The 7975-nt window shown below is 60.8% G+C and carries 8 protein-coding genes and 1 tRNA gene; 8 read left to right on the top strand and 1 reads right to left on the bottom strand.

Annotation, left to right across the window (positions count from 1 at the left end; translation table 11 throughout):
• From hflK to WBP53_RS15760, 4 genes are all read left to right on the top strand, one after another.
• The coding region (gene hflK / locus WBP53_RS15775; RefSeq protein WP_423930623.1) for an FtsH protease activity modulator HflK at positions 1–780 on the top strand (780 nt) is incomplete at its 5' end.
• 1 nt (position 781) lies between these two features.
• A complete protein-coding gene (hflC, locus tag WBP53_RS15770; RefSeq protein ID WP_423930621.1) occupies positions 782–1642 on the top strand; it encodes a protease modulator HflC in 861 nt (286 codons plus the stop codon).
• Positions 1643–1649: 7 nt separating this feature from the next.
• The gene (locus WBP53_RS15765; protein WP_423930619.1) at positions 1650–1835 is read left to right on the top strand and encodes a DUF2065 domain-containing protein; all 186 of its coding nucleotides are present in this window, start codon (positions 1650–1652) and stop codon (positions 1833–1835) included.
• A 129-nt stretch (positions 1836–1964) separates the two neighbouring features.
• Positions 1965–3257 (top strand): adenylosuccinate synthase, encoded by a 1293-nt coding sequence (locus WBP53_RS15760; protein WP_423930617.1) that lies wholly within the window; start codon positions 1965–1967, stop codon positions 3255–3257.
• A gap of 341 nt (positions 3258–3598) precedes the next feature.
• Here the strand turns inward: WBP53_RS15760 and WBP53_RS15755 are convergent.
• A tRNA-Leu gene (locus WBP53_RS15755) sits at positions 3599–3683 on the bottom strand.
• Between the two features lie 288 nt (positions 3684–3971).
• On the opposite strand from WBP53_RS15755, the gene rnr reads away from it, so the two are divergent.
• The 4 genes from rnr to WBP53_RS15735 all read left to right on the top strand — a co-directional run.
• Positions 3972–6239, top strand: a complete 2268-nt coding sequence (rnr, locus tag WBP53_RS15750; RefSeq protein WP_423930625.1) for a ribonuclease R — start codon at positions 3972–3974, stop codon at positions 6237–6239.
• Positions 6236–6733, top strand: a complete 498-nt coding sequence (locus tag WBP53_RS15745) for a DUF1579 domain-containing protein (RefSeq protein ID WP_423930615.1) — start codon at positions 6236–6238, stop codon at positions 6731–6733. Before rnr ends, WBP53_RS15745 begins: the two co-directional genes overlap by 4 nt.
• Positions 6734–6805: 72 nt before the next feature.
• The gene (rlmB, locus tag WBP53_RS15740) at positions 6806–7546 is read left to right on the top strand and encodes a 23S rRNA (guanosine(2251)-2'-O)-methyltransferase RlmB (protein WP_423930613.1); all 741 of its coding nucleotides are present in this window, start codon (positions 6806–6808) and stop codon (positions 7544–7546) included.
• A gap of 10 nt (positions 7547–7556) precedes the next feature.
• Positions 7557–7975 (top strand): acyltransferase family protein (locus tag WBP53_RS15735; RefSeq protein ID WP_423930611.1); only part of this gene is annotated, 419 nt, incomplete at its 3' end.

Raw genomic sequence — 7975 nt, 5'->3', positions numbered from 1 at the left:
AAGGAGGTGCGTTCCATCTCGGATACGGTACGAATGTTGACCCGCGACGAAAATATCGTCCAGGTGGATTTCAACGTTCAGTACGAAGTCGCCGATTCGACGTTGTACCTGTTCGCCACGCGTGACCCGGATCAGACTCTCCAGCAGGCGGCAGAAAGCGCCGTTCGCGAGGTCATCGGCAACTCCAAGCTCGATGCGATCATGCCCGACCAGCGTGTCGAGCCCCTGGAAGGCGAAGCTCCGGTGGCCAATCCCAGTGCAGAGTTGGCCCAGCAAGCCAAAAAGGTGGTCCAGCAGACACTGGAGCGCTATCACGCAGGACTCCTGGTAAACGAGCTCAACTTCCAGAACGTGCGTCCACCGCAGGAAGTGAAGGATTCGTTCGACGACGCCATCAGTGCCCGGGAAGATCGCCAGCGGGCCAGCAATGTGGCCGATGCCTATGCCAAGCGCGTGGTACCTGAAGCACGAGGCGAGGCGGCCAGAATTCTCGCGGAGGCAATGGGCTACAAGGCCGAGCGTATAGCCAAGTCGCAAGGTGACGCGCAGCGATTCAACCTGATTGCCAGCGAGTACCGTGCTGCGCCAGAAGTCACGCGCTCGCGCCTGTACATCGAAACCATGCAGCAAGTCGTCAGCGGCACGCCCAAGGTCATCGATTTCACCAACGGCAAGAATCTTTTGCAGATTCCTGTTCCAGGCGTCACGGCAGCAGCGCCGACACCCGCCACGACAGCGGCGGCTGCAACCGTTTCAGAACCAGAAAAGGGAGGCAACTGATATGCGCTCACTACTCGCTATCGTGATTGCGGCCGTCATCCTGCTGGCGATCAACTGCGTGTTCGTTGTTCGCGAGGGGCAGACTGCCATCCTCCTGCAGTTCGGCCGGATCATCGAGTCTGACTACAAGCCAGGCCTGCATTTCAAGCTTCCTCTGGTCCAGCAGGCGTTGCGCTTTGATGCGCGACTGCAAACCCTGGATGCGGCGGCGGAGCGATATCTGACTTCCGAGAAAAAGGATGTCAACGTCGATTTCGTGGTCAAGTGGAAGATTTCTGACTCGACCAAGTTCTACACGGCGGTTGCGGGCGACCAGGACCGAGCACAGCAGAGACTCGCTCCGACTGTGAAGGATGGCATGCGTACCGCGATCAACTCGCGCACCTTGAAGGAGGTGGTTTCGAGCGCGCGTTCCGACCTTACCGACACGCTGGTAAAAAATGCCAACGAGAAGACCAGGAACCTCGGCATCGAGATCATTGATGTGCGCATCAAGCGCGTCGATCTTCCGGAGGCCAGTTCGGTGTTGCGCTCGGTCTATGAGCGCATGCGTTCCGAACGCAAGCAGGTCGCGGATTCCTTGCGTGCCGAAGGCAACGAAGCTGCCGAGCGCATCCGTGCCGATGCCGACCGCCAGGTCCAGATTCTAAAGGCTGAAGCCTACCGCGAAGCGCAGACAGGACGCGGTGAAGGTGATGCGCAGGCGGCGAAGATCTATGCGGATTCGTACGGAAAGGACGCCGAGTTTTATGCGTTCTATCGCAGCCTTGAGGCCTATCGCGAATCGCTCAACGCGCCAAATGGCGTGCTTGTACTGGATCCGAATTCCGAATTCCTGAAGTATTTGCAGAACAGCAAGTAGACAGTTCATGCCGGCCGAGCTTATTGCGGCGCTTTGCCTGGTGCTGGTCATAGAGGGCCTGATCCTTTTCGCCGCACCGGGCGCATGGAAGCGCATGGCGTTGCGCCTGCAGGAGATTGACGAGCGCACATTGCGTATCGTGGGCGCTGGCATGATCGTGTGCGGGTTGGTTGCGCTGAGGTTGGTGCACTAGGAGCGGGGAATGGGAAGCAGGGAGCGGGCAAGCGAATGAGCGGGAAGCGGGAGGCGCATGCCTGATCCCGAATCCTGAAGTGCGGATAGCACCCCGTTACGGGGTCCGACAACGAACAACGAGAACATCATGGGAAATTCGGTAGTAATTCTGGGTGCGCAATGGGGCGACGAAGGCAAGGGCAAGATCGTCGATCTGCTTACCGAGCGGGTCGGCATGGTCGTGCGCTTCCAGGGCGGTCACAACGCCGGGCATACGCTGGTCATCAACGGCAAGAAGACCGTCCTGCACCTGATTCCGTCGGGCATCCTGCGTGAAGGTGTGCAGTGCCTGATCGGCAACGGGGTGGTTCTTTCGCCGGCAGCTTTGCGCCAGGAAATTTCCGAGCTCGAGGAAGAGGGCGTGGAAGTTCGTTCGCGGTTGAAGATCAGCCCGGCTACGCCACTGATCATGCCGTACCACATCGCCGTGGACCAGGCTCGTGAAAAGGCCTCCGGTGCGAAGGCAATTGGCACGACCGGGCGCGGTATCGGCCCTGCCTACGAGGACAAGGTAGCCCGGCGCAGCATTCGGGTCGCCGATCTCATGTATCCGTCCGAGTTGCCGGAAAAAGTCCGTACTGCGGTCGACTACCACAACTTCATCCTGACCCAGTGGTTGAAGACGGACGGTGTCGACTATCAAAAGGTACTTGATGAGGCACTCGAGTACAGCGAATACCTGCGCCCGATGATCGACGACGTTTCCACCCTCCTGTACGACGCACGCCAGCGTGGCGACCACATACTCTACGAAGGCGCTCAGGGCGCACTGCTCGACATCGACCACGGTACCTACCCCTACGTGACCTCATCCAATACGACCGTGGGTGGTGCGTTGGCGGGTACGGGCGTGGGTGCCAGCGATATCGACTATGTGCTCGGAATCTGCAAGGCCTACGCAACGCGCGTCGGTGGCGGCCCGTTTCCGACCGAGCTCAACGACGAGATGGGTGAAGCCCTGCGCAAGCGCGGCAACGAATTCGGCGCCAGCACCGGGCGTCCTCGCCGTTGTGGCTGGATTGACCTGGTCGCACTCAAGCGCGCAACCCAGATCAATGCGATCAATGGCCTGGCCATCACCAAGCTCGATGTGCTCGACGGCTTGCCGACCATCAAGGTCTGTATTGCCTACGAATATCGTGGCAAGCGTCGTGATCTTGCGCCGCTCGATGCGGATGGCTGGGCTGAGTGCAAGCCCGTCTATCTGGAGTTCCCGGGTTGGGAAGAGCCGACCTCGGGCGTCCGCGAATGGAACCAGTTGCCAGCGGCCGCACGTGCGTACTTGCGTGCGGTGGAGGAACTCTCCGGCTGCCACCTTGCTCTGGTCGCGACCGGCGCTGATCGCGACGACACCATCGTTTTGCGCGATCCGTTTGGTTGACAGGGGCGGGGGCAGGAATCGGGAAGGGTGGCCGTGGCCGCGACGCGTGATCTGTACCCGGTGTCGAACCGAAATGTTTCGACACTCGTCATTCCCGTCCTTCGACAAGCTCTGGGCAGGCTCAGCTAGTCTGAGGCGGGAATTGCGTCAATCCAGCGGGATGCCTGGTCTTCCATCGACTCCATGGCTGCAGCCTGCCCGATATAGCCGGGTCCCCTGCTGTCCAGGCATGCCGAAACGCAATGACAGATACCCGAACGCGCAGGCTTTTTAGTTTCACATGCACGTCCGGCTTGAATTCAGGCGAAAAAAAACCGCCTTGCGGCGGTTTTTCTTCGATATGGTGCCCAGAAGAGGACTCGAACCTCCACGGGTCGCCCCGCTAGCACCTGAAGCTAGTGCGTCTACCAATTCCGCCACCTGGGCTTGTCCCGCGGTGCGCTAATGCCACCGGGGGCGCGAAAGATACGTTGGCCGTTACAGACTGTCAATGATTGGACGCGCACAATGAGGTGAATCACAACCGCGCCCTGCAATTTTGCCTGGGCGCAACGGTCCTGCCAGGCAGGCCGAAGTACCAACCGGGAGACATCATCGGTGAAAAAGAAAACCAAGGGACCAAGCAAACCAGGCGCGGCCAGGTCGCCGACAGGCAAGCCAGGTCCGCGCAAGGGCGGAGCGAAGAAAACCGCCGGAACCAAGCTGCCGCCCTGGATGCCTGAATCGGCATCCAGCCCGCAAAAGGGTGCCAGGCGCACCAGAACGGCGGAGCCGCCGCGAAGCAGGGGCAAGTCGGGTCGACCAGAGGATCCCTTCGCCCGCCGCGAAGCACAGCGCTACGACAACCCCATTCCAAGCCGTGAGGCGATCCTGGCGCTGCTGAGCGATCAGGCGTCGCTGATGAAGACCGAGGCGGTTGCAGCGGGACTCGGCCTGCGCAGCGAGCAGGACGTCGATGCACTGACCAAGCGACTCGCTGCGATGGTGCGCGATGGCCAGCTGCTGCAGAACCGCCGCGGTGGCTACGGCGTGGCGGAGAAACTCGACCTGATGCCCGGTGTGGTCCTGGCCAATGCCGAAGGTTATGGCTTCCTGCGACCGGATGAAGGCGGCGAGGATCTCTATCTCTCGCCAGCGCAGATGCGCACCGTGCTTCATGGCGACCGCGTGCTCGGCAGTGTGGTCGGCGTCGATCGTCGTGGCCGCCGCCAGGGCGCCATCGTCGAGGTGCTCGAGCGCCGCGCCTCGCGTCTTGTCGGGCGCGTTGTGGTCGAAGACGGATTGACCCTGGTTTCACCAGATGATCGGCGTGTGCATCAGGACATCTTGATCCGGCCGGGTGATGAACAAGGCGCGCGCGCCGGCCAGATCGTGATTGCGGAAATCAGCGATCCACCGACCCAGCATCGCGGACCGATGGGACGAGTCCTCGCGATCCTTGGCGAGCGCCTGACGCCATCGATCATCGTCGAGATGGCCATTGCGAGCCACAATCTCCCGCAGGACTGGCCTGACAAGGTCACTCACCAGGCCGCCGAGGTCGATCCGCAGGTCCCCGATTCAGAGATCAAGGGTCGAGTGGACTTGCGCTCGCTGCCGCTGGTCACGATCGATGGCGAAGATGCGCGCGACTTCGACGATGCCGTCTATGCGGAACCCAACGCGCAAGGGTTCAGGCTGGTTGTCGCGATCGCCGATGTTTCCCACTACGTTGGGGTCGGCAGCCCGCTGGATGAAGAAGCCTACCTGCGCTCGACATCCGTCTACTTCCCCGGATTCGTCGTCCCAATGCTGCCGGAAACCTTGTCCAACGGTATCTGCTCACTGATGCCGAAGGTTGATCGACTGTGCATGGTCTGTGACATGCAGGTTGATCGCAATGGCGAGGTGGTCAGCTCCAAATTCTACGATGCCGTCATGCGTTCGCATGCGCGGCTTACCTACACGAAGGTCTGGGAAGCGGTTGGCGAAAAGCTGGCCGACGTTCGCGACGAACTCTCCGACCTGATGCCGCGACTGGAATGCCTGCACCAACTCTACAAGTTGCTGGCCAAGGCGCGTCAGAAGCGAGGCTCCATCGATTTCGAGAGCACCGAAGTGAAATTTCGCCTTGCTGCGTCCGGCGAAGTAATCCAGCTGGGTGCAGAGCCGCGCAACGATGCCCACAAGCTGATCGAGGAATGCATGATTGCCGCGAACGTGCAGGCCGCGCGATTCCTGATCAAGAAACGCATCCCGGCGCCGTATCGCGTGCATGAGCCACCACCGGCTTCCAAGTTCGAGGATCTGCTCGAGTTCCTGCGCGAGTTCAAATTGAAGCTGCCACCGGCCGGGGAGGTGCAGCCCTCGGATTTTGCCGCGTTGTTGAAGAAGATTCGCAGCCGACCGGATGTCAGCCTGATCGAGTCGGTCATCCTGCGATCGCAGAGCATGGCGGTCTACCAGCCCGAGAATACGGGACACTTCGGACTGGCCCTGGATGCTTACGCCCACTTCACCTCGCCAATCCGGCGCTACCCCGATCTGCTCGTGCATCGCGCCATCCGCTATGCGATCAGTGGCGGAAAGCCTGCCGAGTACGAATATTCACCGACCCAGATGGGATCCATGTCGGTGCATTGTTCGCACAATGAACGTCGTGCCCAGGAAGCAGAAAGGGATGTCGATGAGCGCTACAAATGTGCGTGGATGGAAAAGCACGTCGGTAGCGAATTCGAAGGCGTCGTCTCGGGTGTCACCTCGTTCGGCCTGTTCGTGGAGCTTTCGGAATCGAAGATCAACGGACTTGTCCACATCACCCAGCTGCCCAACGACTACTACCACTTCGATCCGAAGCGGCACATGCTCAGCGGCGAACGCCGTGGTCTCAGTTTTCGCCTGGGCGATCCGGTTCGGGTGCAGGTTTTGCGAGCCAGCCTCGAGGACCGCAAGATCGATTTCCGCCTGGTCGCAGAAGAACCCAAGGGCAAGAAACCTCGATGAGCAAGCATGCGTTCGGCGTGTCCCTCGTTGAAGGACGACACAATGAGCTGGCCAGATGGGTCGGCGAATGGGAGGGCACGATCAGGGTCTGGTTCGAGCCTGGCAAGGCGGGAGACGAAGCGCCCATCCACGGGACGATTCGCAGTACGCTGGGCGGACGCTGCCTGGTCCACGAGTACGAGACCCTGTTCATGGGGGAGCGCGAGCAGGGCCTCGCCTTGTACACCTGGCACATCGATCGCCAGTGCCATGAATGCGCGTGGATCGACAGCGCACACACGGGCACCCAGATCATGTATTCCGAAGGTGTCCGCGACCAGCCCGGCTTTTCCGTGCTTGGCAGCTACGCTGGACACGATGGAGATCCGCCCTGGGGCTGGCGTACCGAGATCGAACTTGTGGATGCCAACCACTTGCGCATTGCTGCATTCAACATCTCTCCAGCCGGCGAGGAATCACGGGCTATCGAAATACTCTACACACGCAAGACGTGAGCCACTGATAAATCGGCGACAATGCCTTACACCCAGCTTGCGTGAATCAACCCATACGGCATCAGGCACTGCATGAGCACTGAACTACTGATTGGCATCCATTCCATCGAGGCGGCGCTGAACTACGACGCCGGCAACGTGGCCGAGTTGTACATTGAGACCGGGCAGCAGAATCCGCGAGTTCGAGAGCTGGCCGAGCGCGCGCGTGATCTGGGCATCAAGCCGCATGCACGCGATCGCGCCGATCTTGATCGAATGACAGGTGGCGGGAGGCATCAGGGTATTGCCGCCATGTACCGGACACCTCCGCCGCGCAGCGAGAGCGAGCTGCCCGCACTGATCGAGGCTGCCGGGCAGGACGCATTGATCCTTGTTCTTGATGGTGTCACCGATCCGCACAATCTTGGCGCCTGCCTGCGCAGCGCCGAGGCTGCCGGAGTCACGGCGGTGATCGTGCCAAAAGACAAGGCGGTCGGTATCACGCCTACCGTGCGCAGGGCATCAGCCGGGGCCGCAGATCGCGTTCCGTTCTTCGCTGCGACCAATCTCGCCCGCAGCCTCAAGTTGCTCAAGGACGCCGGCGTGTGGCTGACCGGACTGGCTGGCGATGGTCCGCAATCGCTGTATGCCAGTGATTTCAAGGGGCCGGTTGCCGTGGTCATCGGCAGTGAAGGTGAAGGCATGCGCCGCCTGACCCGCGAAGCCTGTGACTTTGTCGCCAATATTCCGATGCGTGGCAGCGTGGAAAGTCTCAACGTCTCGGTGGCGACTGGCGTCGTCCTGTTCGAGGTGTTGCGCCAGCGATCGGCTTGAGTTCAAGGTGATGGCTCGCATGCCCGGCCTGGACCTGTTGCGACTGGTCGCGGGGCTGGCCCTGATCGTCTGCCATGCCGGTTTCTGGCTTTCACCTTTTCAGATTCCGGATGCGTTCTGGTTGATGCTCGGCCACGTTGGCGTCGAACTGTTCCTGGTCAGCACCGGTTTCCTTCTGGCCAGACGCGGTTTCGTGGCAACGCATGCCGAGTCCATCTGGCGCAACTGGGGTCGCGCGCTGTTCCGACTCTGGCCCCTGTATGTCGCGCTGCTGGCGATCAACCTGATCTTCATTCCGGCAGGTGATGCATTGCCAGCCTGGTCGGGGTACTTGGGGCTTGTGCAAAACCTGGCCTGGCCACATCCCGAATTTTTCGGCGAAGCGTGGATTGTCGCCGCCGCCGCAATGGTCATGCTGGTCGTGCCGGT

The sequence above is a fragment of the Dokdonella sp. genome, assembly GCF_049593775.1.
Classification (GTDB): domain Bacteria; phylum Pseudomonadota; class Gammaproteobacteria; order Xanthomonadales; family Rhodanobacteraceae; genus Dokdonella.
This window is presented reverse-complemented; position numbering and strand designations above follow the sequence as displayed.

Bases quoted from the DNA above. Each gene is read 5' to 3' on its own strand.
- hflC (WP_423930621.1), top strand. From the start codon at position 782: ATGCGCTCACTACTCGCTATCGTGATTGCGGCCGTCATCCTGCTGGCG.
- WBP53_RS15760 (WP_423930617.1), top strand. From the start codon at position 1,965: ATGGGAAATTCGGTAGTAATTCTGGGTGCGCAATGGGGCGACGAAGGC.
- rnr (WP_423930625.1), top strand. From the start codon at position 3,972: ATGCCTGAATCGGCATCCAGCCCGCAAAAGGGTGCCAGGCGCACCAGA.
- WBP53_RS15765 (WP_423930619.1), top strand. From the start codon at position 1,650: ATGCCGGCCGAGCTTATTGCGGCGCTTTGCCTGGTGCTGGTCATAGAG.
- rlmB (WP_423930613.1), top strand. From the start codon at position 6,806: ATGAGCACTGAACTACTGATTGGCATCCATTCCATCGAGGCGGCGCTG.
- WBP53_RS15745 (WP_423930615.1), top strand. From the start codon at position 6,236: ATGAGCAAGCATGCGTTCGGCGTGTCCCTCGTTGAAGGACGACACAAT.